The organism is Vreelandella neptunia (assembly GCF_034479615.1).
GTDB lineage: Bacteria > Pseudomonadota > Gammaproteobacteria > Pseudomonadales > Halomonadaceae > Vreelandella > Vreelandella neptunia.
In genome coordinates, this window is sequence record NZ_CP140255.1 from 1243593 (window position 1) to 1268385 (window position 24793).

Consider the following 24793-nt stretch of genomic DNA (forward strand, 5'->3'; position numbering starts at 1 on the left):
TGGGAGGGCGCTTCAGCGCGCGAAGGGGGCAGCAGGCACCCCTTAGCCTCATCAGGCTAGGAGGCTTAAGCATTCGCGAGCTAAAGCTCCCTCCCACAAGGGCTGAAACTCAGCAGATAATCATTGTGGGAAGCCGCTGTAGTGTTGGTCTGGCACTTCGGTGAAGGGTGCGTCTCTTGGTCTCATCAGGATCAAGACTGTTGTGGGAGGGCGCTTCAGCGCGCGAAGGGTGCCGCAGGCACCCCTTAGCCTCATCAGGCAGGAGGCTAAAGCATTCGCGAGCTAAAGCTCCCTCCCACAAGGGCTGAAACTCGGCAGATAATCATTGTGGGGAGCCGCTGTAGAGTTGGTCTGGCACTTCGGCGAAGGGTGCTTCTCTTGGTCTCATCAGGATCAAGACTGTTGTGGGAGGGCGCTTCAGCGCGCGAAGGGGGCAGCAGGCACCCCTTAGCCTCATCAGGCTAGGAGGCTTAAGCATTCGCGAGCTAAAGCTCCCTCCCACAAGGGCTGAAACTCAGCAGATAATCATTGTGGGAAGCCGCTGTAGTGTTGGTCTGGCACTTCGGTGAAGGGTGCGTCTCTTGGTCTCATCAGGATCAAGACTGTTGTGGGAGGGCGCTTCAGCGCGCGAAGGGGGCAGCAGGCACCCCTTAGCCTCATCAGGCTAGGAGGCTTAAGCATTCGCGAGCTAAAGCTCCCTCCCACAAGGGCTGAAACTCGGCAGATAATCATTGTGGGAAGCCGCTGTAGTGTTGGTCTGGCACTTCGGCGAAGGGTGCGTCTCTTGGTCTCATCAAGATCAAGACTGTTGTGGGAGGGCGCTTCAGCGCGCGAAGGGTGCCGCAGGCACCCCATAGTCTCATTAGGCCAAGAGCCAAACATTCGCGAGCTAAAGCTCCCTCCCACTGGGGCAACCATCAGGCTGGCAGCGTTAATTCCACTCTGAGTGACGAGAAACCAGAGTTCAGGAGAGAGTTTAAGCATGATTCAGCTATCGCTTTACACAACCATGGGCTGTCACCTATGCAGCCAGTTAGAAGCACTGGTGGCCGCACTAGCGAATCAAGAGGTGTGGCTGCACCACATCGAGATTAGCGACGACGACGCCCTGGTTAAGCGCTATGGCGTGAGAATACCGGTGATTGTGGATAGTGAAGGCAATGAGCTGGATCGTGGCTTTGAGCTTGAGCGATTAAGCACTTGGTTGCGCGAGCGCGGCTGGCTGGATGAGGCAGCGCTGGCAGCGTTTACAGCACTGCCAGACACCGCGCCGCCTAAAGGCGCCCATCAGCGTGATGGCCGACGTTTTTTAGGTTAACCAAATACATGGCTAATAAACGCAGGATGAACAGTGCATGTCTGAACGCGAGCGGCTCACATTGCATCCAGCAACGATAGCTGGCGCATAGCTTCTTGGCCTTCGGGGGTATGGTCGGCCACTTCCAGTACCTTGCGAAAGCCTCGTGAGGACTGGATCGTGGCCTCGTCCTCCAGCCACATATGGGCTTGATCCAGCGTATCGGCTAGCTGATGTTTCAGGCCGCCAAACTGAGTGCCGATTTGGCCCCAGGCGCGACTGAAAATCCAGTCACCAAACATATCCTGGTGAATATGAACCAACACATAGTCATGGTTGGTTTCCCAGCGTACGATCACAACACTCTCCTTACTTAGCCTTTAAAAGATAGCCTTTAAACACGCCTGCCCATCAAGCCGTCGCGGGCGTATTGTAAAGCTCGGATACCCAAACGCCTATGAAACTTGTCATCGACGCCAATATCCCCGCTGCCGAGCATTGTTTCGGCCATTTCGGTTCGCTCACCCGCGTGCCAGGGCGGGAGATAAACGCCGCCCACCTGCAGGATGCCGATGCACTCATCGTGCGCTCCATTACCCAGGTCAACGATAAACTGCTTGCCGATAGCGCCGTGCGCTTTGTGGGTACTTGCACCATCGGCACGGATCATATCGATCAGGCAGCGCTTGCCCAGCGCGACATCGCCTTCGCCAGCGCGCCAGGCTGCAATGCCGAAGCGGTGGTTGATTATGTGTTGAGCAGCCTGCTGACTCTGGCGGAACGCGATGGCTGGGCACTTAGCGAACGCACTGTGGGTATTGTGGGGGTGGGCAATGTGGGTAGCCGACTGCAGGCGCGACTAGCCGCCATGGGCGTGTCAACGCTGGCCTGTGATCCGCCCAGGGAAGAAGAGGGGGCAGGGGGAGGCTTTCACTCCTTAGACGCCCTGATCGAGCGCTGTGATGTGCTATGCCTGCATACACCGCTTACCCAAGCAGGTCCTCACGCGACTTACCAGCTCCTCAATGCCCAGCGCATCGAGGAGCTTGCCCCCGGTTGTGTGCTGCTCAATGCGGGACGGGGCGACTGCGTGGATGGTTTAGCGCTACGCAGCCGCATAGCAGGCAAGGGCGATATCAGTGCCATACTGGATGTTTGGGAGGAGGAGCCCGACATCGATGCTGGCTTGCGTGATCTTGTCTCCTTGGCAACGCCGCATATTGCCGGACACAGCTTGGACGGCAAGCTACGTGGTACCTGGATGATTCAGCAGGCGCTGGCTCACCACTGCGGTCAGCCAAGCTATCTCACATTTGCCGATATTTGCCCACCGCCCGCGCTGACGTCGCTGCATTTGCAGCACGCACTACCCCCGGAAGACGCCCTGCGGCTCTGCATGAGAGCGGTGTATGACGTACGCCGCGACCACGATGCGCTTCAGCGCCAAACGCAGCATCACGGTATGCGCAAAGGCTTTGATGACTGCCGAGCCAACTACCCGCTGCGGCGAGAATTCGCCACGCTCAACGTGAAACTGTCAGGGGAAGCGATAGCGCTGGAAGGCGTATTGCGTGGTGCAGGATTTAGTGTCAATGGCCGCTTTGATGAGAACAAGCACTAAATAATGCTGCTACTGATAAATTGCTCGCTGGGCTTTTAATTTACTAGCGAACTAGGCATAGCAACTCTCTGGCTAAATCTTAATGTTTGTACGGCAAAGCCGTATATTTAAGTGATGCTGTTTATCGAAACCTCTACCTTCACCAAGCTATTACCGAGCTACCTTACGGATGAGGAATATCGTGGGCTGCAAGCGTATCTATTGCAGAAACCGGATGCGGGCGACCTCATAAAAGGGTCGGGTGGTGTGCGTAAGGTACGTTGGGCATCAGAAGGTTCTGGAAAGAGCGGTGATATTAGAGCTATCTACTACTGAAAGAAGTCTGACCACGAAATATGGATGCTTACGCTGTACAGCAAATCGGAGCGCGCCAGTATTTCTGGTCATATGCTCAAGCAGATCGCGGAGGCCATCAAAAATGATTGATAGAAATCTTGGGGCAGAGATTCTCGACGGTATTAATGAAATTAAGCAGTTCAAGAAAGGCAACGTGGCTCTGCGAACTAATCAGTTAGCAGAGCCCTCACCGCCAAAAATGATTCGGCAAAAACTGAAACTGACACAATCAGCATTTGCAGGTCTTATGGGAGTAAGCATACGTACTCTTCAAGACTGGGAGCAAGGTCGAAGAGAGCCACAGGGCCCGGCGGTTGCCCTTTTACGTATAGCTGAGCAACATCCGGAAGTCTTTGAACAACTTCACTGAGCAAAGAGAAATTGTACTGTGGAAAACAGTAAGGCCCGCATCTGCGGGCCTTAAACGTATGGCACTGCTAAAAAATTACTGGCGATAAGCGGCTTCTTTCAGCGCCCGGATGCGCTCATCCAGCGGCGGGTGGCTGGCAAATAGCTTTTCCACCAGCGAGCGTGTTTGGCCTTTGGTGATGGCCATGGCGCGCAGCGTATCCGGCATTTGATCCGGCATTTCGGTTTCGGTTTTCAAGCGTGCCAGTGCACTCACCATGGCGTTGGTGCCCGCCAAGCGCGCACCTGCTTCGTCGGCGCGGTATTCGCGGTAGCGCGAGAACCAGGCGACGATAGCCGAGGCTAAAATACCAAACACAATTTCAGCGACCATCACCACCGCGAAGTAGCCCATAAAGCCCAGTCCGCCTTCGCCATCGCTGCGGCTGCGCAGGAAGTTATCGACTAGATGTGCCACTACCCGGGCAAAGAACATCACAAAGGTGTTCACCACGCCCTGGATCAGCGCCAGTGTCACCATATCGCCGTTAGCGACGTGTCCAATTTCGTGAGCCAGAACCGCGCGCACTTCTTCCGGGCGCATGCGGTTGAGTAGGCCTGCTGAAACGGCCACCAGCGCATCGTCTTTGTTCCAGCCGGTGGCAAAAGCATTGGACTGTTGGGCCGGAAATATACCCACTTCTGGGGTTTTGATGCCTGCTTCACGGGAGAGCTCAGCAACCGTGTCCAGCAACCACCGTTCAGTGGAGTTGGAGGGTGTTTCGATAATCACCGTGCCGGTGCTGCGCTTGGCCATCCACTTGGAGATAAACAGCGAGACGATGGAGCCCGCCATGCCGAAAATAAAGCAGAAAATCAGCAGGCTGGTGAAGTTGATGCCCTGGCCGCGCAGATAGCCCTCTACGCCTAGCAGGCGCAGGGTAATACTGGCGACCAGCAAGACCGCTATATTGGTGCCTAAAAACAGCAGAATTCGCATCATGGTGCAGGTTCTCCCCTAAAGTTCATCGAAGCATTACTAGATTAATGGCTTAGATACGTGCTGTTCATGGCAGTTTCAAGTCATGGCTACAAAAGCTACTGCCGATAGCGCGACAAGAAGTTGGCAAAGCGGTCGAGTGCATCGCCTAACTGGTCGGCCCAGGGCAGCGTCACGATGCGCACATGATCCGGCTCTGGCCAGTTAAAGGCTGTGCCCTGTACCAGCAGTATTTTTTCCTGAAGCAGTAGATCCAGCACCATCTGCTGGTCGTCTTTGATATTGAAGACCTTGGGGTCGAGCCTTGGAAAGGCGTACAGCGCGCCTTTAGGTTTCACGCAGGAAACGCCGGGGATTGCGTTTAACTTCTCCACGGTAATATCGCGCTGGGCCAGCAGTCGCCCGCCGGGCAGGATTAAATCATTGATCGACTGATAGCCCCCCAGAGCGGTTTGAATCGCGTGCTGGGCGGGGACGTTGGCACATAGCCGCATAGAGGCGAGCATATTCAGCCCCTGGATATAGTCTTGAGCGTTTAGCTTGGCCAGGGTGCCGGAGATAATCATCCAGCCTGAGCGGAACCCGGCACAGCGATAGCTTTTGGAGAGACCGTTCATGGTGATGACCAGTTGGTCGTCGTCCGCCAGGGCGCCCGTGGCGGTGTGCTCGACGCCGTCATACAGAATCTTGTCGTAGATCTCGTCAGAGAACACCACCAGGTTGTGCTGCTTGGCGATCGCCAACACCTCTTTCACCACGGCAGGCGGATACACCGCGCCGGTGGGGTTGTTGGGGTTGATGAGCACAATGGCACGTGTGTGGCTGGTGATCTTGGCGCGAATATCCGCCATGTCTGGCGTCCAGTCCGCCTGTTCGTCGCACAGGTAGTGCACCGCGTGGCCACCGGAAAGGTGGGCGGCGGCGGTCCAGAGCGGGTAGTCCGGCGCGGGAATGAGTACTTCATCGCCGTCGTTGAGCAGCGCCTGCATGGCCATCACGATTAGCTCAGAAACGCCGTTGCCGATGAAGATATCTTCAATACCCACGCCGGGAATCTGCTTGCGCTGGCACTCCTGCATAATCGCTTTACGGGCAGAGTAGAGGCCTTTGGAGTCGCAGTAGCCCTGGGCCGTGGGCAGGTTGCGCATCACATCCTGGAGAATCTCTTCCGGCGCCTCAAAACCAAAGGGTGCAGGGTTGCCAATGTTTAGCTTGAGAATTCGCTGACCTTCCTCTTCCAAGCGCTTGGCGTGGTCGAGTACCGGGCCGCGAATGTCGTAGCAGACATTGTGCAGTTTATGAGATTTCTTTAACGGTTGTGATTCTTGCGACTGCGGGGTATCCATGAGGTGTCTGTCCAAATAGTAGCTAGAGGCCCAAAAGTGTCCAAAAAAACATAAGTGCTTAAAAAGTGCCCGTACGCCGTGCCTTTGGCTAAGGAGCAGTTAGGCCATTATGCGTCGGAAAGTAGTTGATTGTCTTCGTCGTTTTGCACGGGCGGCGGAGGAATGTCTGCCGGGGTTTCAAGCGTTAGCCTGCCCAGCTTGCCATCACGCAGTTCGTGAAGCAGAACTTCCGCGCCGCGGTGCAGATCAACGGCGCCGCCGGGGCGCAGCCCGCCTCGGCGGGCAGCGATATCTTTTAAGATGGCGTTACCGTCGAAGCCAGCAATAGCGAGAAAGTCGGGCTTTTTCGGACCATCTGCATCAATGTCGTGGGGGATGTCCGGTGCGGCGTAGGGCGGCAGCTCTTTGAGCTTATAACGCTCGGTGAGCGCTTCGGGGTAGCGTTTGGCCAGCTCCGCGCTGGTGACAATCGCTACATCGGCGTACTCGATAGCAGTGTCACGAATGGCGCCGGTGGCCGCAAGACGATAGGCGCTAGCCTGATCCTCAATTTTCGGCCAAAGCACTCCAGGCGTGTCGGTAAGCGCTACGCGTCCATCGATGCGCACCTTTTGCTGGCGCTTGGTGACCGCTGGTTCGTTACCCGTTTTAGCGATTTTGCGCCCGGCAAGGCCGTTAATCAGCGTGGATTTTCCCACGTTGGGAATACCCATCACCATCACGCGCACATCCCGGTCAGCACGAACGGCACCAGCCAGCTCATGGCACAGCTTGGGGATTTTCTTTAGCTCGCGGGTGTTGGTGGTGGTCACCGCCAAGGCGCGCATATTCTCTTGGGCATCGAAATAAGCCACCCATTCGGCCGTTCGCTCTGGGTCGGCGAGGTCGGCGCGGGAAAGAATTTTCAGCACCGGCTTGTGGCGGGTTAGCTCGGCCAGCATCGGGTTGGCGCTGGAGTAGGGCAGACGCGCATCGAGTACTTCAATGACCACATCAATTTCAGGCAGCACCTCCTTAATCTGGCGGCGGGCCTTGTTCATATGTCCGGGGAACCAGCCGAGCATGGGTTTCTCCTGCAAGTACAAAAATAACGGCACAAAAAAAGCGGGCGTCCATTCTAGCAGATGACGCCCGCCTTGCCGGTTTTCCTTGCGAGGATTTAGCGCAGATTACTCGTCAGGGTGAAATTCCAACGATACTGAGTTAATGCAGTAGCGCAACCCGGTAGTCTCCGGTGGGCCGTCGGGGAAAACATGGCCCAGATGAGCATCGCAGTGAGAACAAACTACCTCCGTGCGCTGCATGCCGTGAGTGGTATCCGTATGCTCCTCAACACAGCGGCTACCCAGCGGCCGATCAAAGCTTGGCCAGCCGCAGCCAGCGTCGAATTTATGCTCGTTCTCAAACAGCGGCGCGTGGCAGCAAACGCAGTGGTAAATACCCTGCGCATCGCGCACCTGATAATCACCGGTGAACGGGCGCTCGGTGCCTTTCTCGCGTGCTACGCGGTACTGCTCGGGGGTTAGCTGCTGTTGCCACTCGTCAGGGGATTTTTCTATTTTCGCCATGCTCTGTTCCTCTCCCTTGTGCATTGCGCTTACATCGCTGAGGCCAAGTGTTGTTGGTCTCACTAGCCTAGTGACACCACTTGGTCATCATGAGTTTCAGCATGGGCGATTATACATCGCTGTGCCAGTGTAAAGCGCTATACGCTAGCCGCACCGCCGTTACTGCGAGGATCGTGGGCGCTCTCTATCAGCCCATCCGGGTGATGCACAATACCGCCTGCATGGCCCATGGTGTCACTGAACGCCTCGGGCAGCACTTCCACATCGTGGCCTGCCGTTGCCAGAGCGGTGACTAGGGCATCGTCAAAACGCGCTTCGAGCTTCAAGTTAGTGCTGGTTTCACCCCAGGTGCGCCCCAGCAGCCAGCGGGGAGCCGTAATCGCCTGCTGCAGCGGCATGCCGTGCAGCGCATAGCGTGAAAATACCGCTGCCTGGGTTTGCGGCTGGCCTTCACCGCCCATAGTGCCGTAAACCATAGTGCGGCCATCGTTGAATTTAGCAAGCGCCGGGTTAAGAGTGTGGAAAGGTTTGCGGCCGGGAGCTAAGCCGCGCAGGTCGTCGGGGTTAAGCGAAAAGCTGATGCCGCGGTTTTGCCACAGCACGCCGCTTTCTGGCAGCACTACGCCGCTGCCAAACTCCCAGTAGATGCTCTGAATAAAGCTCACCGCACGCCCTTCGCTGTCCACGGTGCCCATCCAAATGGTGTCGCCAGGAGCGGGCTCGTGTGGCCAGGGCAGAGCGTGTTGTGGGTCGATTTGAGTCGCCTCCCGGCCAATATTCTCTTCGCTGAGTAACTCCTGCAGCGGTGTGGGTACGCGGCCGGGGTCAGTGACGTTTTGGTCGCGCAGGATAAAAGCGCGCTTTGTCGCTTCGATGAGTCCGTGCAGGTGGTCAAAATCATTTGGCTCAGCAGCTTTTAAACGTTCGTAGATGCCCAATATCATTAGCGACGCCATGCCCTGAGTCGGGGCAGGTAAGTTATACAGCTTGGCATCTTGAAGCGTTACTTCCAGCGGTGTGACTCGCTGGGCTCGGTAGGCGTGAAAGTCAGACAAACGCAGTGGGCTGCCCACCGCCTCTAAATCTCGCGCCATGCTAGCGGCCAGCTCGCCGCGGTAGAAGTCGTCTAACCCCGCTTCCGCCAAGCGCTTAAGTGTCGCGGCCAGGCGCGGCTGGCGAAGTCGTTCGCCTTCACGGGGAACCTGGCCGTTAAGCAGTAGGGCGTCACTAAAGCCTGGGCTTTGGGTTAAACGCTCAATGTGTTTAGCGGTAAGCGCTTCCTGGCTCTGGGAGACCGCAATACCTGTCTCGGCATGATGAATGGCGTCGGCCAGTAGCGTGGTGAGAGGCAGTTGCTTACCCCATGCCGACGCCGCGTTAAGCGCTTCATGCCAGCCGCCAATGGTGCCGGCCATGGTCAGAGCAGCTTTAGGGCCGCGCTCGGGAATCTGCGTTTCACCCGCATAGAAATCTCCATCGGCGAGCCCCGCTGCCGGGCCGCAGGCGTCAATGGCAATCGGCGCTTTGCCCGGCTCATGAATGAGCCAGAAGCCATCGCCACCCAGGGCGTTCATATGCGGGTAGACCACCGCAATGGCCGCAGCGGCAGCGACCATGGCTTCCACCGCATTCCCACCCTGTTTAAGCACATCGCGCCCGGCGCTTGCGGCGAGGTGGTGAGGGGCGACACAGCTACCGCCGTAACTACGTTGGGTGTGGAGCATCTTAGAATCCTTGTTATTAAGCAAATAGTTATTAAGTAAATAGTTGTTAAATAAATACTAAGGCAGTTCGTTACCAGCCAATGGCTGCGGGCAACCAGGTGGCAATGCTGGGAAAGATAAATACCAGCGCGACGGCGACGAACTGTAAACCGATAAACGGTAGCGCGCCTTTATAAATATCCAGCGTCGAGACTTCTTTCGGCGCTACACCCTTGAGGAAAAACAGCGACCAGCCAAAGGGTGGGGTAAGAAACGAAGTTTGTAGCACGAGTCCCACTAAAATACCCAGCCACACCATATCGACGCCCATCTGAACAAAGAAGGGCAAAAACAGTGGTAGGGCAATATAGCTGATCTCAATCCACTCCAGGAAGAAGCCCAGCACAAACATCAGCAGCAGCATGAATAGCATCGCGCCTAGCTCGCCACCGGGCACCCAATCGAACATACGGGCCACCAAGTGCTCGCCGCCCAAGCCACGAAATGCCAGGCCAAATACCTGGGCGCTGATCAAAATAAAGAACACCATGGCCGAGATCACCAGCGTGGCCTTGGCAACCTCTTTGAGTAGCGCAAAGGTTAACCGCCCCGAGCAGGCTACAATTAGCAATGCTCCTAGCGCACCCATGGAGGCCGCTTCAGTTGGCGCGGCAATGCCGCCAATAATCGAGCCTAATACCGCAAACACCAACCCCACTGGCGGGCCCACCACGGTAATCACTTTGCGTATCAACTGACCCCGGCCCATTTCTGCTCGCTCCTCGGCGGGGATTGGCGGCATTAGGTCGGGATAGAGCTTGGCGATCATCAGTATGGCAATAATATACACCGCTGCCAGCGTTAGCCCTGGCACCATGGCCGCTGCGAACATCGTACCGACCGATTCACCCAGAATTTCCGCGAGCAGAATCAGCACCAGGCTGGGCGGAATAATCTGCCCTAAGGTGCCTGACGCACAGATCATCCCTGTGGCCAGGGTTTTAGGGTAGCCGCGGCGAAGCAACGTCGGTAGCGTGAGCAGACCAAGGGTAACGATAGTGGCGCCCACAATGCCGGTGGCGGCGCCTAACAGCACACCCACGAGAATTATCGCCACACCCATGCCGCCTGAAATGCCGCCGAACAGATGGCCGATGACATCGATCAGTTCCTCGGCCAGCTTCGACTTCTCCAGCATCACCCCCATAAACACAAACAGCGGTATGGCCATAAAGGTGTAATTGGTCACTACGCCGAAAATACGTGACGGCAGCAGATTAAACAGCATTGGGCCAAAGCCAATGTAACCAAAGAAAAAGGCCGTCGCCGCGATACTGATACCTACGGGAATACCTATCAGCAGGAACACAAAAAAAGCCACGATCATGCCGATCGCTAGCCATTCATTGGGAGACATGGGTTATTCACCTCGTGTGGGTAGGGCGAAAGCCTGACGCATCGCGTGGGCCAACCCTTGCAGCGCGAGAAGGACAAAACCGAATGGAATCAGCGATTTGAGCAGCCAGCGCAGAGGCAGGCCACCGGGGTTGGGCGACGCTTCGCCGCGGGCGAATGACTGGTCGATCCAGGGCAGCGTCAGCCAGGCGATATACAGCCCCATCACCAGCAGCAATAGACCTCCGACCACTTCAATCACCCGTTGCAGGCCAGCGGGGAAGCGTTCGTAGAAAACATCCACGCGCACTTGCTCGCCCATCAATAGCAAATACGACATGCCAAACAGCGCTATAGGCGAGATCAGATGCCACTGCAGCTCCTGCAGCCATACCGCCCCTATGCTGAACACATAGCGCATCAATACGTCGCCAGCGACGAGTCCGACTAAAACCACGCAGGTCCAGGCGGCGATCCAGCCAAATAGCTGAACCACCGCCTCAACTCCGTGGACAAAAAATGCCACGGCGCGCATATCAGACTCCGATAATGTCGTTTAACCAAGCCCGCTCACTGGCACCCGCCCAGCGGTCGTGGTTGGCTTTAAATGCCATGTAGCTATCGTGCACTTTGCGCACCAGCGGGTCGGCGTTGGCCTCTGTCGCCAGGGTATCTTGAGTGGCTTCGCGCAGCGCATCGACAACGGGGGTAGGTAGCATGCTGGCAGTGACGCCTTCGTTCTCCACTAGATCTGTCATGGCCTCGCCATTGACCGCTTCAGACCAGGTCACGCTCTCCAAGCAGGCGGCCATACAGGCAGTTTTGACAATCATCTTCAGGTCTTCTGGCAGGCTGTCCCAGTGGGTTTTCGAGATGAGCAGTTCACCCGTGGTTGATGGTTCGTGCCAGCCGGTGGTGTGGTAGAACTTGGCCGCGTTGTGGAGCCCCATACGGCGGTCTTGGAAAGGCCCCACAAACTCGGCTGCATCAATCACGCCACGTTCCAGCGCGGGGAAGATTTCACCACCGGGCAGTACCCGGGCATCCACGCCAAGTGAAGAGTAAACCTGGCCCGCCAAGCCAGGAACGCGCATGCGCAGACCGTTGAGCTGGCTAATATCCTCAATCGGCTCGCGGAACCAGCCAGTCATTTGCACGCCGGTATTGTTCAGCGGGAAGGCGACCATGCCGTAGGGCTCGTACACCTCGTGCCAAAGCTCCAAACCGCCGCCGTGGTAAAGCCACGCCATATGGCCCATAAAGCTCATGCCAAATGGAACGGTAGTAAAGTACTGAGCGGCAAAGGTAGTGCCGGACCAGAAGTAGCTGTTAGCGGCGTTCATTTCGATGGTGCCGCTTTGAACGGCTTCAAAGCCTTCAAAGGCCGGAATCAGTTCGCCGGATGAAAAATGCTGAATATTGAGTCGCCCGCCGGACATGGCGTTGATTTTGGCGATCACATCAGTGGGGCTGCCAGGGCCTTCCACGTAAAACGGCGAGCCGGGCGGGTAGGCATTGGTCATACGCCAGTTGAAACTCTCGGCGGACTGCGCGCGGGCGATAGACGGGGCGCCCAAGACTAGGCCTGCCGTGGAAGAGACGGCAGCTGTGGTGAGAAACTTGCGACGGGATAAGGACATAGCACACCTCATTAATGGGGGAGTTGGTCAGCCAGGGAACACAATGAAGTAGCAAGGGGTGTGCCATAAAAATCGATTTTATTTTAAATAAAAGATTTTTAAGGGTTTTGTCGGTCTCTGCTGAAAAGACTAAATATAAGAAAAATAACTGTTTGCACCGTTATGGCGCTGAATGAGTGCCCAGGGCACCCTCGGTGTGCATACTGACTTCGCAAAAGTTGGACGCAGAGGTAGGTGATTGAAAGCGGGTCAGTTAGTTTGGTGAGGGCAGGGTGCTTGACAGCTCAATAAGGTCTGAGTAACATACGCGCCACCTCGACGAGGCAATGCAACGTCCCATTCGTCTAGTGGTCTAGGACACCGCCCTTTCACGGCGGTAACAGGGGTTCGAACCCCCTATGGGACGCCACTTATTCTTTTTCTTTCTAGAGCTAGAGTAAGCGGTCGTCAGGGTTATCGGAATGCGGGAATAGCTCAGTGGTAGAGCATCGCCTTGCCAAGGCGAGGGTCGGGAGTTCGAATCTCCTTTCCCGCTCCAAGCATTAAAGTGCTTACAGTGTCCCATTCGTCTAGTGGTCTAGGACACCGCCCTTTCACGGCGGTAACAGGGGTTCGAACCCCCTATGGGACGCCACTTCCGGTAGGTTAGGTAAAAAGCTTAGGTAAAAGCTAAGCAAGTGTTCTATAAGCGGGAATAGCTCAGTGGTAGAGCATCGCCTTGCCAAGGCGAGGGTCGGGAGTTCGAATCTCCTTTCCCGCTCCAGTTTTAGGTGTCGGATTAAGTTATTGTCCTGCTCCAATCAGTCCCATTCGTCTAGTGGCCTAGGACACCGCCCTTTCACGGCGGTAACAGGGGTTCGAACCCCCTATGGGACGCCATCTAGCTTTATATGTTGTTTACGTTGCGGGAATAGCTCAGTGGTAGAGCATCGCCTTGCCAAGGCGAGGGTCGGGAGTTCGAATCTCCTTTCCCGCTCCATTTTGGATGTGTGGTTAAGAGCATCGCCTTACCAAGGCGAGGGTCGTGATCTGGTGCGCCAGCCCGGCCGATCTCCTTTCCCGCTCCATGTAAACAAGACCAGATAGTTCTGCAATTTCCCAGCTTCAAAAGTTTAGTCTTCCCTTTGTTTCCATGGTGTATCGGCTAATTGCTGAGCATCACTGTTTGCGTGTCTGACGTTTGGTGGTCGTGTTCACCTTGAAAAAAGTCGTTTGCGCCCTAATGTTTTACCTTCTCTTCTTTTTTTGCTGACAGGACATGTTCATGGCCGAACCGGCATTGTCGATCCGTGGCCTTACCAAAGTGTATGGTAATGGCTTCCAGGCGCTCAAGGGTATTGATTTAGACGTCCAGCAGGGCGATTTTTTTGCTTTGTTGGGCCCCAATGGCGCCGGTAAATCCACCACCTTGGGGGTGGTCTGCTCGCTGGTGCAAAAGACGGCGGGCAAGGTCTCCATATTCGGTATCGATGTGGATAAAGACTTCGCTAAAGCCAAGTATCAACTGGGTGTGGTACCCCAAGAGTTCAACTTCAATCAATTTGAGAAAGTGCTCGATATCGTGTTGGCTCAGGCAGGCTACTACGGCATGACCAGTCGCGAAGCTTTGCCCCGCGCTAAGCAACTGTTGACCGATCTGGGCCTATGGGAAAAGCGCAACGGCAGCGCTCGCATGCTGTCAGGTGGCATGAAGCGCCGCCTGATGATCGCTCGAGCGCTGATGCATCGCCCCAAGCTGCTGATTCTGGATGAGCCAACCGCCGGGGTGGATATTGAGCTGCGGCGCAGCATGTGGGAGTACATGCGGCGGATTAACCAAGACGAAGGCACCACCATCATCCTGACGACTCACTACCTGGAAGAGGCTGAGAGCCTGTGCCGTAATGTGGCGATTATCAATAATGGCGACATTGTGCGGAACACTAGCGTGCGAGGCCTGCTGGCGGAGCTGAATACCGAGACCTTCCTAATTGATACCTCCGAAGCCATTGCAGACATCCCCAAGATAGACGGGTTTGAGATAAAGCAGTTGGAGTCTACTCAGCTATCACTCGTGGTGCATCGCGGGCAACGTCTAAACGATGTCTTCAAGGCGTTGAGTGAGCAGGGCATTCAGGTGGTTTCCATGCGTAATCGAGCCAACCGCTTAGAGGAGATGTTTGTGTCGATGGTGGAAGGTAGTGGGCTAGGGGCGATAGACCAGCGCGTTGAGAAGACGGAGGAGCGCGCATGAATGCTACGCAAACATTGATTGCTCTTTGGACGCTAGTGCTAAAAGAGATCAAACGTTTCACCCGCATTTGGCCGCAAACGCTGCTGCCTCCCTCAATCACCATGGCGATGTACTTCATTATCTTCGGCAACCTAATCGGTTCGCGGATTGGTGACATGGACGGCTTCAGCTATATGGACTTTATTGTCCCAGGGCTGATCATGATGTCGGTGATTACCAACAGCTACTCCAACGTGGCGTCGAGTTTCTTCTCCAATAAGTTTCAGCGCTCGATCGAAGAGATGATGGTTTCGCCCATGCCCAATTGGGTGATCCTGGCCGGCTTTATTTTAGGCGGAATGGCGCGAGGCTTGGGCGTGGGGTTAATCGTTACAATCGTTTCGCTGTTCTTTACCCGTTTAACCATGGAGCATCCGCTACTTACGGTATTGGTCGTAGTGCTGACGTCTGCACTGTTCTCCATTGGCGGCTTTATTAACGCTCTGTTGGCCAACAAGTTTGACGATATTTCTATCGTGCCGACCTTTATCCTTACGCCGCTGACCTATTTGGGTGGGGTGTTCTACTCGATCTCAATGTTGCCCGACTTCTGGCAGGGCGTTTCCATGCTCAATCCAATTTTGTACATGGTCAACGTTTTCCGTTATGGCTTCTTAGGTGTTTCGGATATTCCCGTTGGCTGGGCGCTCGCTGCCATTTTTGCCTTTATCATAGTGCTGTTTGGCATTGCGCTGGCGATGCTGGAACGTGGCAAAGGTATTCGCAGCTAGTCGTCTGCTAGACGCATCAATCCGATTGAGAAAAGAGAGCTTTATATAATGGCACATCGCCCAGACACTTTAGCGCACGCGCCGTTAGGGCGCGATTCCGCTTACCCTGAACTGTATGATGCGGGGCTGTTATACCCTATTCCCCGTGCGGCTAATCGAGTGCCGCTGGGGATTGAAGAGGGGGCTCTGCCGTTTGCGGGTGAAGATGAGTGGCACGCTTTTGAAGTCTCCTGGCTGAACAGCCGCGGTAAACCGATTGTGGCCGTGGCGCGTTTCCGCTTGCCAGCAGCCTCGCCCAATCTGATTGAGTCCAAATCCTGGAAGCTCTACCTCAATAGCTTCAACCAAACCCGTTTCTATAGTCGTCAGGAAGTGATGGAAACGCTTGCCAATGATCTCTCCGTAGCGGCGGGGGCTGAAGTAAGTGTCGAGCTGTTTGACGTGGATGCGTCAGAGCTTTCGCCACAGCAATTGCCGGGCGAATGCCTTGACGATTTAGATATTGCAGTAAGCGACTATACGCCTAGCAGTAACCACCTCTCGGTAGGGGAAGAGATTGTCGAGGAGACGCTTTACTCCCATCTGCTTAAATCTAACTGCCCGGTTACCGGCCAGCCAGACTGGGGAAGCGTGCTAATTCGTTATAAAGGCCCGAAAATCGACCGTGAAGGGCTACTGCGCTACCTGATTGGGTTTCGTCAACATCAGGATTTTCACGAGCACTGCGTTGAACATATCTTCACCGACCTAATGGCCCAGGCAAAGCCCACGCAACTACTGGTACTGGCGCGCTATGTGCGTCGCGGCGGGTTGGATATCAGCCCTTGGCGCGCAACTCCTGGACTAACGCCCCCCACGCCGCTGCGCCTAGCAAGGCAGTAAGTGACGATGTTATAAATGACTGTGCTATAAATGACGGTGCTAAAGTAGCCTCACACAATTGGACTTGGAGTCATCAATGGACGCACTCACGCTGCTTCACGAGCGTAGCTCAATGGGCAAGCTGATGGAGCCAGCGCCCAGCGGCGAACAGCTCAGCGCCATTTATCAGGCCGCACTGCGGGCCCCAGATCATAAAGAGCTGCGCCCCTGGCGCTTTATCGAGTTTAGCGGGGAAGGGCGAGAACGTTTGGGCGAGTTATTCGCCGAGGCGGAGTTTCAGGAGGATCCTAGCGCCGATGACGAAACGCTCAACTCGGCGCGTAAAAAGCCGCTGCGGGCGCCAATGATTATTGCCGTGATCGCCAAGGTCACGCCTGAGCTCGAAAAAGTACCTAAAATGGAGCAGGTGATTTCTGCCGGGTGCGCCGCCCACGGTATTCTACTGGCCGCCCACGCGCTGGGGCTAGGCGCGATGTGGCGCAGCGGGAAGTATGCTTTCGACCCCGTGGTTCGCAAAGGGCTGAGCCTGGATGAGGATGACGAAGTCGTCGCATTTATCTACCTGGGCACCTTGGGTGGTCGCCATAAACCGGTGCCACAGCATAACGTTGCTGACTTTGTGGAGCGTTGGGACTAGCGATGAGTCTCCCCCGCCAGCCAGGCATCCCTCACCCTCGATTGCCGCTGCCAAAAGGCCAGCCGGAAAATCTGGCCGCTTTTCAACAGTGGCTAAGTGACGCCATACCCATGGTGAGCGCGTTAGGTATTAGCGAAATGACGCGCCAGGGAGATTCACTAGCCTGGCAGTTAGCACTGGAGCCCAACCTTAACGATAAAGGCACGGGCTTTGGTGGCGCACTGACGGCGCAGACGACGCTGCAAGGCTGGTGCTGGGTAACGCTATGGCTGCGTGAGCGGGGCATCGCACGGGATGTCGTGGTTGCCGAGGCTAGCCAGCGTTTTCTGGCACCGGTAACCAGTGATTACCGCCTGGTATGCACGCCAGCCGTGCCAGAAGGCCCTGCTCAGCTTGCCAACAAGCTCGCTGAGCGAGGAAAAGGCCGCATAGCGCTAACCCAGCAGCTCTATTGTGGTGAGACGCTCTGCCTGGAAGCCAGCGGCAGCTACGCAGTATTGTCTGAACGATAACGGTGCGACAACACGGGTTGCGTCACAACGTTAACCGCGGTGTGCCACTAAACTAAAGGTTCGTCAGCCGGAAAAGGCTTGCTATTTCGAGGCTTAGCCAATAGTATATGCGCCGTTCTGTCGCGAAAGGTTCAGCCTTTCAACAGCGCCAAAACGCGGAGGGGTGTCCGAGTGGTCGAAGGAGCACGCCTGGAAAGTGTGTAAGCCGCAAGGCTTCGAGGGTTCGAATCCCTCCCCCTCCGCCACAGAATTTTGAAGGCCGTCAAGCACTTAGCTTGACGGCTTTTTTTGTTTTTGGCTTTTGGGGACTAACTTGGGAATGCTTCAGATTTAACTGCTTCTCGATGGCGCTGGAGTGTCAGGGCCGTCGCTGCGTTGGATCATGGTCAGCGTGGTTTGAGATCTAGTGCAGCGGCACCATACCCATAGAGCGCGGTTGTCTGATGAACGTATACCGACACTGGTTCGGGCCGCGGTAGCGGACGCCTGCGCGTTTCAGGTAGGTTTTTCCAGAAGCGCTTGCGGATAGCGTTCTCGTAAAAGGGCGAATTAGCCCCACTGGTCACCATGGCGATATTGACCTTCTGTGGTTTCTGTTAGCTTACAGCTAAAAATTTTCGATATTTATTCTCTATTAGCTATAATGCTAGTAATGAAGACGATCACTTACCGTAAAAGTGCGCTGAAGGTGCTGCAGCGAATGCCGCGGCCTGAGTCGAAGCGCATACAAGGTAAAATCAAGGCCTACGCGGAAGACCCGGAAAGCCAACGCAATAATGTGAAGGCGTTGAAGGGGAGCGATTATATTCGCCTGCGGGTAGGCGACTGGCGGGTGATCATCGACGAGCAAGGTGATGTGTTAGATATCATTAACATCGGCTCCCGTGGTGCTATTTATCAATAAAGCATAATAAGGCACCCGATAATTAACAGGAGGCGGCATGAGTGCACCTCAGATTATTCAAACGCCCACTGGCGAGCGGCTGGTGGTACTGCCCGAGCAGGAGTACCACGCATTGCTTGCACGGCTGGAAGACCAGGACGATATCGACGCTGCCAACGCGGTTGTGGCGCGTGGTGAAGAGTCATTTCCCGAAGCGGTTGTGGATGCGCTGCTGGACGGCGCGGCACCCGTAAAGGTGTACCGTGAATACCGTGGCCTACGCGGAGGTGAACTGGCGGAAAAAGCAGGGATCAGCCAGGGGTACCTTTCTGAAATAGAGTCAGGAAAGAAGAGCGGCTCGTTGAGTGTGCTGACCCGCCTTGCTGCCGCGTTGAATGTGGAGCTGAGTGACCTTACATAAACGACACAGAATTTAAAAGGCCGTTAAGCACTTGGCTCGACGGCCTTTTTCGTTTCTGGCTTTCAGGGATTGTCTCGGAAAAAATAAGGGAAGCTGTTTAAAAAGGCAGCACGCCGCCGAAGCCAATACCCAGCACGGCAACGATAACAACCACGATAACGACGATGGTAGTAGTAGACATTTTCTCTTCCTTTGAGTAGTGAGCGTTGATACAGCTTAGTCGCGATTACGCTATTTCACACGTAAGCGAAAACTGAGCAACTTTTCCATGGTGGCAGGAAAATTCCTGCCACAAAGTTCGACAACGAGGTTTAAAATCAACAGCTGTCGTGGGTTAACAAAATAGCAGAAACGTCCAGTACGGACTTATTTTCCACACTGACAGTCGTGGCCGCAGTCGCTGGAGCCATCGGCATGGCCGGTGGCGCAGGACTCGCAGCAATAAAGCTTGCCGTCTTTCTCTACGGCTTTGCTATCGACCGCGCACTTACACTTGGGACATGCACACTCTTGCTGAGCCATGATGAATCTCCTGTGTTGGAGTTGAAAGTGTAGACCTGCCCCTAGGTGTTATGTCATTGCATTTTATCAACTCAAAACTACTCATTTTTACGACCCAACGCCTTCCCAAGCCCACTAAAATAGTCGCTGAACGCTGCATTAGCCTGTTCCTGTTGCCTGCTCGGAGTGCAACATTGGATATATGGATGAGTAGTTGAACCAGAACCTTTGTAAGCATGCCATACTGGATTTGATGATATAAAATTTGCTGAAGTAGGACGGAAGCAGGTGCACATATGGCTGCTCCATATATGGTGTGCCCGTGGGCAAGGAGAGGATCAAAGTGAACAGAGACGAAACATTGCGACTATTACATGAGCACAAGCCAATGTTGGCTTCGCAGTTCAATGTGAAGAAGCTTGCTCTTTTTGGCTCTATGGCCCGTGGGAGCGCTAAAGACACAAGCGATATTGATATTCTTGTCAGTTTCGATGGCCCAGCAACCTCCGCACGCTATTTTGGTCTTCAATTTTATTTAGAAGATCTGCTTGGGTCTCCAGTCGATTTAGTGACAGATAAAGCCCTTCGGAATGAATTGAGGCCATACATCGAGAGCGAGGCGCTACATGTCTGAGAAAGGCGTGAAGCGTGAATGGCGCTTCTATATTGATGATATGGTCGGTTTTGGTGAGAAAGTGCTCTCCTACACAGAGGGACTAGATCAAGCTGGTTTCCTCAATGATGATCTCACCTACGATGCTACGTTGCGTAATTTAGAGCTTATCGGTGAAGCAGCCACCAGAATTCCAGATGAAGTGCGCCAACGGTACCCACAAGTTCCCTGGCGCTTGATCATTGCGACACGCAATAGACTTATCCATGCATATTTGGGTATTGACGAAGATACTGTATGGAGCATTATTCAAGACAATGTACCTGAGCTTCTTGAGTATCTGGAAACGATTCGCAATGAAAGTAAGGTAAATATCAGTACTGAAAATGATTTATTTGACTAAATTTTCACAACCCAACGCTTTCCCAAGCCCACTAAAATAGTCGCTGAACGCTGCATTGATCTGCTCCCGCTGTGAGCCTCGTGGGTAAAGGCCTCTCTCCGCTTCAGGGGAGGTTTTGGTGCCTTTGACCAGGAAGTGGTTGGTGATGGCCGCATCCTGCACAAAGGCCTCGAAAGCGCGGGCACAGAGCTCTTCGGGTTTACTGTAGTAAAGCTGGCCGAGCTTTTTATCCACCTGCACCGAATGCTGAAACAGCGCGCTGGGCTGATCGCCTGCTGGCCGCAGCAGAATCGCCTTGAAGCACTCCATCAATAATTGATTAAGCGGGTGGGGGATGGGCGTTGCATCGGCGAGCCAGGCGGTAGAGGCAAACATGCCGACTGGCGTGCCGCGAAAACACTTACTGGCGATGTAGTGATCAAAAGCATGAAACCACTCATGGGCGATGCTGCCGGGGCCAGCGTTTTTAGCCAGCGCAAAACTGCGTTGGCTGGGGTCGTAGTGGGCAGAAACACCCGGTCGACCACCGCTGCCGTACTGCAGCGCTATTGAGCCGCGCAGGGAAATCAACGCCTCTGTTCCCCGTAAAATCAACATAAGATCACACAGGGCATCATGAAACAGCTCCGCGGCCCGGTCACGCTCAGCGTTGGTTACCCAGCGGCCAATCTCTATGGAGCGAAAATCAAACTGGCGTCGAATTAACGCGAAACTGCTGGCTTGCCCCTGGCGATGGTCAGGCCCGCTGCGATAAAAATCCCGCGCTTCAATGCTCACTTATCGTGTCTCCTTGTATTCTGCCATCCAGGCCCCCACTAACTAACCGTAACGCATTTTAATTGCTTCATTTTCCACCGCCAGGAGAGAGATATGAGCAAGCGTATTTTAGTGGTACTGACGTCTCACGATCAGTTGGGCGATACCGGCAATAAAACCGGTTTTTGGCTCGAAGAGCTGGCCGCCCCTTATTATGTCTTTAAAGACGCGGGCGCTGAAGTAACGTTGGCATCGCCCAAGGGTGGGCAGCCGCCGCTGGATCCCAAAAGTGACGCAGACGATAGCCAAACCGATGAAACGCGCCGCTTTAAGCAAGATGAAAAAGCTAACGCAGAGCTTGCCGCGACCCATCGTTTGAGCGACATGAAGGCCGATGACTTCGATGCGGTATTCTACCCCGGTGGCCATGGCCCGCTATGGGATCTCGTTGACGATGCAGATTCCATTCGCTTGATCGAAAGCTTTATTACCCAAGGCAAACCGGTTGCCTCGGTTTGTCACGCGCCGATTGTCCTGGTTAATGCCAAAGACAGCGATGGAGAGCCGCTAGTAAAAGGTCGCCAAGTAACGGGCTTTACCAACGGCGAAGAAGAGGCCGTTGGCTTGACCAATATCGTGCCGCATCTCGTTGAAGATGCCTTGCAAAAGTGCGGCGGGATTTATAGCAAAGCGGATGATTTCACCCCTTACGTACGCGAAGATGGCCAACTGATCACCGGGCAAAACCCGCCTTCCTCTGCGCTCACAGCTGAGACACTGATGGAGTGGTTTAATAAATAAGCGGTATAGATCATATGTTGGATGAAACGGCGAGGCTCTCCTCGCCGTTTCTATTTTGGGTACTGGCTAGATCCTGCCTAGATCCTGACTACCCTTATAGGGCAATAGGTTATTTATACATAGTAGCTATGCTCTCATCAGGGCAACAAGGAGACGACTAACATGGAGACAGCACGCGTCTATCGGATGAAGACGGCAGAGCATCTCTGCCCATTCGGTATGAAAACGGTCGATTTGTTAAAGCGGAAAGGCTACCAGGTCGATGACCATCCGCTCACATCCCGAGATGAAATTGAGGCATTCAAGGCCCAGGAGAATGTCGATACCACCCCGCAAACCTATATCGGCGATCAACGTATTGGCGGTTATGAAGAGGTGCGCGAGCATTTAGGTATGAGCGTGCCGAGTGCAAAAGAGACTTCCTATCGGCCGGTGATCGCCATTTTTGTGACCGCTTTGCTCATTGGACTGGCGGTTAGCTGGGTTGCCAATGGCACCTTAGTAGCGGCACGAATGCCCGAATATGCGGTGGCTACGGCCATGGTACTGCTGGGTTTGCAGAAGCTGCAGGATGTAGAAAGCTTTAGCACAATGTTCCTCAACTACGACCTACTGGCACAGCGCTATGTCCCTTACAGCTATGTGTACCCCTACGCAGAGACCTTGGCAGGGGTACTAATGCTAGCAGGTGCCTTGCTTTGGCTGGCAGCACCGCTGGCGCTGTTTATCGGCACGGTAGGCGCGGTGTCGGTTTTTAAAGCCGTGTATGTGGATAAGCGTGAGTTGAAATGCGCCTGCGTTGGCGGAAGCAGCAATGTGCCACTAGGGTTTGTATCGCTGACAGAAAATATCGCCATGGTGCTAATGGGACTATGGATGCCGCTGAAAATGTTGCTATAACAATCGTCGTCAAAAACCTGTGGACTTCCCCCAGTTCAGTGGACACGCATCGATAACTCCGCAGGAGGAGAAATACGATGCCGGAGATGATCACGGGGAAGAAAACTCAGCAGTACAGCACTGAGTTCAAGGTCAAAGCGGTGGAGTGGAGTCACCAGGCCCACCGGAGTGTGAAAAGCGTCGCCGAAGCGCTGGATATTCACCCTTTCATGCTGTCACGCTGGCGTAAGGAATACCGAGAGGGAAAGTTCGCCATGAAACGGGTAAAGAAAGCGCCAGCAGACGCCAAGAAGAAGATCCAGGAACAGGATGAGGTTGCCCGCCTGAAACGCCGGATATCGGAGCTTCAGGAGGAAAACGACATTCTAAAAAAGTTTCAACGTTTTCAGGCCGAGGAACGACGGAAGCGTTCCGGTTCATCTGGAAACACCGACGAGACTACAGTGTAAAAGCGCTGTGCAGACATCTGAAGGTGTCGCGGTCTGGATACTATGCCTGGGCCAACCGGGAGCCCAGCAAGAGAGCCACTGACAAGGCAGACTTGTTGTTGAAGATCAGGAAGATCTACGACAACAGTAAAGGCCGTTATGGTAGTCCTCGCGTTTACCAGACGCTGCGCCGAGAAGGCCTGGTGGTCGGAGAGAATCGGGTCGCGAAAATTATGCGGGAGTGGGGCATGAAGGCCCGCTCTGATCGTGTGTACCGCCGATTGAGGAAGCTCAGGAATGATCTGAAAACCCTGCCAAATTATCGACTTGAGGCAGCGAGGCCGACTACGGAAAACCAGCAGTGGAGCAGTGACGTCACGTATATCAAGCTTGGCAAGAAGTACGTGTTCCTGGCGGTAGTGTTGGACCTGTACTCACGCCGCATCATCAGTTGGCGCTTGGGGGCGAGTCTGAGCGCAAACTTTGCCAGAGCAACGTTGCGGGAGGCCTTCACAAGCCGTAAGCCGGATTCTGGCCTGTTGTTCCATACGGATCGCGGCATCGAATACCGAGCTCATAAGACACAAGCGCTGCTGAAGCAGTACCAAGTAAAACACAGCATGAACCGACCTGGTCAGTGTACCGACAATGCCGAGGTTGAATCGTTCTTCAAGACCCTCAAGGGCGAATTGCTGCACGCCACCAGCTTCGTGACGATGCGCCAATTACGGAAACATATAAAAGCCTATATTGAGGGCTTTTATAATACCCAACGGCTGCACAGTGGCCTTGGTTACCGGACTCCGCTAGAGTTCGAAGGAATCAACTGATGGGGCGTGTCCATTTTATTGGGGGAAGTCCACTGCTTGGCTAAAATGCTGTTTAAAATCCAAAAACCGTTAAAAAACAATTTATTTGCCGCTACATATCACAGGTTAGATAAACTCGCTGTTATAAAGCGCACTGTGTGCACACAGCGAAGGGAACTCGCGACAGGGAAGAACAAGCAAGGATTGCTTGTGTAGCACAAGGATGCACAAACAGGATGTTTGTGGTGCAAGATCAGGGAAGACCTGATAAAAAACCCGGCCAAGGAGTGGCCGGGTTTTTTTTGCCCTGGGTTTAATGACAAGTTGATTAAGCTCTTGTGATGATTTTATTAATAATATACTGCTTGTGATAATAAAAAGGCAATGGTGACAAATCTAAGCCTTTTTATAATAAGCGCTTAATTTGGTAAGCGATTGTTTTAACAAGCATAGTGATAATAAAGCGAGCTTAATTCACTCAAGGGTATTCCAACCGCTGTTTGACAGTTCAGGCAGCGTACGGTGGTGCTGTTTTTACCGGTGCCTTCCAAACGGAAGCGGTTCAAAAACGGGTTTTTGGGTGACTCTGAGTTACCGCAATGACGACAGATGACATCCAGCCCGTTGACTTTATTGCTAATAATAATGTCTCGCACGCTGACCTCCTACCATTAGGTTAGATGATGGTTCAGGCGTGGTAACGTCCGTGTAGAGCAGTATCGTTGCCGATACTTTTAATAGTATAGTGCTGCAGGGCATATTTGCCATATAAAAAAGCGTGCTTTAAATAGGTGCAGTTATTCTGAATAAAAAAAAGATAAATTTTTTCCGGTTTAATAACATAGGTTAGATAAATAGAGTGTTTTAAGGTTCACTGTGAGTACACAGCATAAGGAAGTGGCAACAGGGAAGGTAAAGCTAGGGAAGCTGACACTCATGGATGCACAAACAGGATGTTTGTGAAGACGAATCAAGGATGGTTTGATAAAG

General features: G+C 54.1%; 26 protein-coding genes and 7 tRNA genes. 22 read left to right on the forward strand and 11 right to left on the reverse strand.

Annotated elements, in window-relative coordinates; all coding sequences use genetic code 11:
• Positions 1 to 982: 982 nt before the first annotated feature.
• Positions 983 to 1318 carry a glutaredoxin family protein gene (locus SR894_RS05670; protein ID WP_133733375.1) on the forward strand — a complete coding sequence of 112 codons (336 nt, stop codon included), beginning with the start codon at positions 983 to 985 and terminating at the stop codon, positions 1316 to 1318.
• Between the two features lie 56 nt (positions 1319 to 1374).
• Here SR894_RS05670 and SR894_RS05675 read toward each other — a convergent pair whose 3' ends face one another.
• On the reverse strand, positions 1375 to 1656 hold the full coding sequence (locus tag SR894_RS05675; RefSeq protein WP_133733376.1) for a hypothetical protein: 282 nt from the start codon (positions 1654 to 1656) through the stop codon (positions 1375 to 1377).
• A 98-nt stretch (positions 1657 to 1754) separates the two neighbouring features.
• Here SR894_RS05675 and pdxB point away from each other — a divergent pair, with 98 nt between their 5' ends.
• Together pdxB and SR894_RS05685 are read left to right on the forward strand one after the other, a co-directional pair.
• Positions 1755 to 2918: a 4-phosphoerythronate dehydrogenase PdxB gene (pdxB, locus tag SR894_RS05680; protein WP_133733377.1), complete on the forward strand. Its 1164-nt coding sequence runs from the start codon at positions 1755 to 1757 to the stop codon at positions 2916 to 2918.
• A 418-nt stretch (positions 2919 to 3336) separates the two neighbouring features.
• Positions 3337 to 3624, forward strand: coding sequence for a helix-turn-helix domain-containing protein (locus SR894_RS05685; protein ID WP_223289232.1), 288 nt, complete (start codon positions 3337 to 3339; stop codon positions 3622 to 3624).
• 75 nt (positions 3625 to 3699) lie between these two features.
• On the opposite strand, the gene htpX is transcribed toward SR894_RS05685, so the two are convergent.
• From htpX to SR894_RS05725, 8 genes are all read right to left on the reverse strand, one after another.
• Positions 3700 to 4605 (reverse strand): protease HtpX, encoded by a 906-nt coding sequence (htpX, locus tag SR894_RS05690; protein ID WP_223289231.1) that lies wholly within the window; start codon positions 4603 to 4605, stop codon positions 3700 to 3702.
• Between the two features lie 95 nt (positions 4606 to 4700).
• On the reverse strand, positions 4701 to 5948 hold the full coding sequence (locus tag SR894_RS05695) for a pyridoxal phosphate-dependent aminotransferase (protein ID WP_040479048.1): 1248 nt from the start codon (positions 5946 to 5948) through the stop codon (positions 4701 to 4703).
• Positions 5949 to 6055: 107 nt separating this feature from the next.
• Positions 6056 to 7012, reverse strand: a complete 957-nt coding sequence (ylqF, locus tag SR894_RS05700; RefSeq protein ID WP_133733380.1) for a ribosome biogenesis GTPase YlqF — start codon at positions 7010 to 7012, stop codon at positions 6056 to 6058.
• Between the two features lie 105 nt (positions 7013 to 7117).
• Entirely contained in the window at positions 7118 to 7516 is a 399-nt protein-coding gene (gene msrB / locus SR894_RS05705; RefSeq protein WP_022520408.1) for a peptide-methionine (R)-S-oxide reductase MsrB, read from the reverse strand.
• 137 nt (positions 7517 to 7653) lie between these two features.
• A complete protein-coding gene (locus SR894_RS05710; protein WP_223289230.1) occupies positions 7654 to 9240 on the reverse strand; it encodes a gamma-glutamyltransferase family protein in 1587 nt (528 codons plus the stop codon).
• Positions 9241 to 9310: 70 nt separating this feature from the next.
• Positions 9311 to 10636 (reverse strand): TRAP transporter large permease, encoded by a 1326-nt coding sequence (locus tag SR894_RS05715; RefSeq protein WP_223289229.1) that lies wholly within the window; start codon positions 10634 to 10636, stop codon positions 9311 to 9313.
• A 3-nt stretch (positions 10637 to 10639) separates the two neighbouring features.
• The gene (locus SR894_RS05720; protein ID WP_223289228.1) at positions 10640 to 11149 is read right to left on the reverse strand and encodes a TRAP transporter small permease subunit; all 510 of its coding nucleotides are present in this window, start codon (positions 11147 to 11149) and stop codon (positions 10640 to 10642) included.
• A 1-nt stretch (position 11150) separates the two neighbouring features.
• The gene (locus tag SR894_RS05725; protein ID WP_133733384.1) at positions 11151 to 12254 is read right to left on the reverse strand and encodes a TRAP transporter substrate-binding protein; all 1104 of its coding nucleotides are present in this window, start codon (positions 12252 to 12254) and stop codon (positions 11151 to 11153) included.
• Between the two features lie 333 nt (positions 12255 to 12587).
• Here SR894_RS05725 and SR894_RS05730 point away from each other — a divergent pair.
• From SR894_RS05730 to SR894_RS05795, 14 genes are all read left to right on the forward strand, one after another.
• Positions 12588 to 12663 (forward strand) — tRNA-Glu (locus SR894_RS05730).
• A gap of 54 nt (positions 12664 to 12717) precedes the next feature.
• Positions 12718 to 12792 (forward strand) — tRNA-Gly (locus SR894_RS05735).
• 20 nt (positions 12793 to 12812) lie between these two features.
• A tRNA-Glu gene (locus tag SR894_RS05740) sits at positions 12813 to 12888 on the forward strand.
• A gap of 54 nt (positions 12889 to 12942) precedes the next feature.
• Positions 12943 to 13017 (forward strand) — tRNA-Gly (locus SR894_RS05745).
• 40 nt (positions 13018 to 13057) lie between these two features.
• Positions 13058 to 13133: transfer RNA gene (locus SR894_RS05750), tRNA-Glu, on the forward strand.
• 25 nt (positions 13134 to 13158) lie between these two features.
• Positions 13159 to 13233 (forward strand) — tRNA-Gly (locus SR894_RS05755).
• Positions 13234 to 13518: 285 nt separating this feature from the next.
• Positions 13519 to 14487: an ABC transporter ATP-binding protein gene (locus tag SR894_RS05760; RefSeq protein WP_223289227.1), complete on the forward strand. Its 969-nt coding sequence runs from the start codon at positions 13519 to 13521 to the stop codon at positions 14485 to 14487.
• Positions 14484 to 15257, forward strand: coding sequence for an ABC transporter permease (locus SR894_RS05765; protein WP_133733386.1), 774 nt, complete (start codon positions 14484 to 14486; stop codon positions 15255 to 15257). Before SR894_RS05760 ends, SR894_RS05765 begins: the two co-directional genes overlap by 4 nt.
• Positions 15258 to 15305: 48 nt before the next feature.
• On the forward strand, positions 15306 to 16139 hold the full coding sequence (gene queF / locus SR894_RS05770) for an NADPH-dependent 7-cyano-7-deazaguanine reductase QueF (protein ID WP_223289226.1): 834 nt from the start codon (positions 15306 to 15308) through the stop codon (positions 16137 to 16139).
• A 76-nt stretch (positions 16140 to 16215) separates the two neighbouring features.
• Positions 16216 to 16776, forward strand: coding sequence for a nitroreductase family protein (locus SR894_RS05775; protein ID WP_223289225.1), 561 nt, complete (start codon positions 16216 to 16218; stop codon positions 16774 to 16776).
• Between the two features lie 2 nt (positions 16777 to 16778).
• Complete coding sequence (locus SR894_RS05780; protein ID WP_223289224.1) at positions 16779 to 17288, forward strand: YiiD C-terminal domain-containing protein; 510 nt, start codon at positions 16779 to 16781, stop codon at positions 17286 to 17288.
• A 157-nt stretch (positions 17289 to 17445) separates the two neighbouring features.
• Positions 17446 to 17533, forward strand: a tRNA-Ser gene (locus tag SR894_RS05785).
• Between the two features lie 407 nt (positions 17534 to 17940).
• Positions 17941 to 18192 (forward strand): type II toxin-antitoxin system RelE family toxin, encoded by a 252-nt coding sequence (locus SR894_RS05790; protein WP_133733390.1) that lies wholly within the window; start codon positions 17941 to 17943, stop codon positions 18190 to 18192.
• A 37-nt stretch (positions 18193 to 18229) separates the two neighbouring features.
• Entirely contained in the window at positions 18230 to 18592 is a 363-nt protein-coding gene (locus SR894_RS05795; protein WP_133733391.1) for a helix-turn-helix domain-containing protein, read from the forward strand.
• A 366-nt stretch (positions 18593 to 18958) separates the two neighbouring features.
• Here SR894_RS05795 and SR894_RS05800 read toward each other — a convergent pair whose 3' ends face one another.
• Positions 18959 to 19114, reverse strand: a complete 156-nt coding sequence (locus SR894_RS05800; RefSeq protein WP_133733392.1) for a metallothionein — start codon at positions 19112 to 19114, stop codon at positions 18959 to 18961.
• A 322-nt stretch (positions 19115 to 19436) separates the two neighbouring features.
• On the opposite strand from SR894_RS05800, the gene SR894_RS05805 reads away from it, so the two are divergent.
• Positions 19437 to 19727, forward strand: coding sequence for a nucleotidyltransferase family protein (locus SR894_RS05805; protein WP_133733393.1), 291 nt, complete (start codon positions 19437 to 19439; stop codon positions 19725 to 19727).
• Positions 19720 to 20109 carry a HepT-like ribonuclease domain-containing protein gene (locus SR894_RS05810; RefSeq protein ID WP_133733394.1) on the forward strand — a complete coding sequence of 130 codons (390 nt, stop codon included), beginning with the start codon at positions 19720 to 19722 and terminating at the stop codon, positions 20107 to 20109. Before SR894_RS05805 ends, SR894_RS05810 begins: the two co-directional genes overlap by 8 nt.
• Here the strand turns inward: SR894_RS05810 and SR894_RS05815 are convergent.
• Positions 20098 to 20886: a CLCA_X family protein gene (locus tag SR894_RS05815; protein WP_223289223.1), complete on the reverse strand. Its 789-nt coding sequence runs from the start codon at positions 20884 to 20886 to the stop codon at positions 20098 to 20100. The genes SR894_RS05810 and SR894_RS05815 overlap by 12 nt on opposite strands.
• Positions 20887 to 20979: 93 nt before the next feature.
• Between SR894_RS05815 and SR894_RS05820 the strand changes: the two genes are divergently transcribed.
• The 3 genes from SR894_RS05820 (at position 20980) to SR894_RS05830 (ending at position 23824) form a co-directional block, all read left to right on the forward strand.
• Positions 20980 to 21666, forward strand: a complete 687-nt coding sequence (locus tag SR894_RS05820; protein WP_223289222.1) for a type 1 glutamine amidotransferase domain-containing protein — start codon at positions 20980 to 20982, stop codon at positions 21664 to 21666.
• A 162-nt stretch (positions 21667 to 21828) separates the two neighbouring features.
• Entirely contained in the window at positions 21829 to 22566 is a 738-nt protein-coding gene (locus tag SR894_RS05825; RefSeq protein ID WP_223289221.1) for a glutaredoxin, read from the forward strand.
• Between the two features lie 77 nt (positions 22567 to 22643).
• A protein-coding gene (locus tag SR894_RS05830; RefSeq protein ID WP_290281260.1) for an IS3 family transposase occupies positions 22644 to 23824 on the forward strand; the annotation gives its coding sequence in 2 pieces (ribosomal slippage) (positions 22644 to 22968 and positions 22968 to 23824; 1182 coding nt in all).
• The last annotated feature ends 969 nt before the right edge of the window (positions 23825 to 24793 follow it).

Coding starts and splice junctions, on each gene's coding strand:
- SR894_RS05670 (WP_133733375.1), top strand. CDS start 983: ATGATTCAGCTATCGCTTTACACAACCATGGGCTGTCACCTATGCAGC.
- pdxB (WP_133733377.1), top strand. CDS start 1,755: ATGAAACTTGTCATCGACGCCAATATCCCCGCTGCCGAGCATTGTTTC.
- SR894_RS05685 (WP_223289232.1), top strand. CDS start 3,337: ATGATTGATAGAAATCTTGGGGCAGAGATTCTCGACGGTATTAATGAA.
- htpX (WP_223289231.1), bottom strand. CDS start 4,605: ATGATGCGAATTCTGCTGTTTTTAGGCACCAATATAGCGGTCTTGCTG.
- SR894_RS05695 (WP_040479048.1), bottom strand. CDS start 5,948: ATGGATACCCCGCAGTCGCAAGAATCACAACCGTTAAAGAAATCTCAT.
- ylqF (WP_133733380.1), bottom strand. CDS start 7,012: ATGCTCGGCTGGTTCCCCGGACATATGAACAAGGCCCGCCGCCAGATT.
- msrB (WP_022520408.1), bottom strand. CDS start 7,516: ATGGCGAAAATAGAAAAATCCCCTGACGAGTGGCAACAGCAGCTAACC.
- SR894_RS05710 (WP_223289230.1), bottom strand. CDS start 9,240: ATGCTCCACACCCAACGTAGTTACGGCGGTAGCTGTGTCGCCCCTCAC.
- SR894_RS05715 (WP_223289229.1), bottom strand. CDS start 10,636: ATGTCTCCCAATGAATGGCTAGCGATCGGCATGATCGTGGCTTTTTTT.
- SR894_RS05720 (WP_223289228.1), bottom strand. CDS start 11,149: ATGCGCGCCGTGGCATTTTTTGTCCACGGAGTTGAGGCGGTGGTTCAG.
- SR894_RS05725 (WP_133733384.1), bottom strand. CDS start 12,254: ATGTCCTTATCCCGTCGCAAGTTTCTCACCACAGCTGCCGTCTCTTCC.
- SR894_RS05760 (WP_223289227.1), top strand. CDS start 13,519: ATGGCCGAACCGGCATTGTCGATCCGTGGCCTTACCAAAGTGTATGGT.
- SR894_RS05765 (WP_133733386.1), top strand. CDS start 14,484: ATGAATGCTACGCAAACATTGATTGCTCTTTGGACGCTAGTGCTAAAA.
- queF (WP_223289226.1), top strand. CDS start 15,306: ATGGCACATCGCCCAGACACTTTAGCGCACGCGCCGTTAGGGCGCGAT.
- SR894_RS05775 (WP_223289225.1), top strand. CDS start 16,216: ATGGACGCACTCACGCTGCTTCACGAGCGTAGCTCAATGGGCAAGCTG.
- SR894_RS05780 (WP_223289224.1), top strand. CDS start 16,779: ATGAGTCTCCCCCGCCAGCCAGGCATCCCTCACCCTCGATTGCCGCTG.
- SR894_RS05790 (WP_133733390.1), top strand. CDS start 17,941: ATGAAGACGATCACTTACCGTAAAAGTGCGCTGAAGGTGCTGCAGCGA.
- SR894_RS05795 (WP_133733391.1), top strand. CDS start 18,230: ATGAGTGCACCTCAGATTATTCAAACGCCCACTGGCGAGCGGCTGGTG.
- SR894_RS05800 (WP_133733392.1), bottom strand. CDS start 19,114: ATGGCTCAGCAAGAGTGTGCATGTCCCAAGTGTAAGTGCGCGGTCGAT.
- SR894_RS05810 (WP_133733394.1), top strand. CDS start 19,720: ATGTCTGAGAAAGGCGTGAAGCGTGAATGGCGCTTCTATATTGATGAT.
- SR894_RS05820 (WP_223289222.1), top strand. CDS start 20,980: ATGAGCAAGCGTATTTTAGTGGTACTGACGTCTCACGATCAGTTGGGC.
- SR894_RS05825 (WP_223289221.1), top strand. CDS start 21,829: ATGGAGACAGCACGCGTCTATCGGATGAAGACGGCAGAGCATCTCTGC.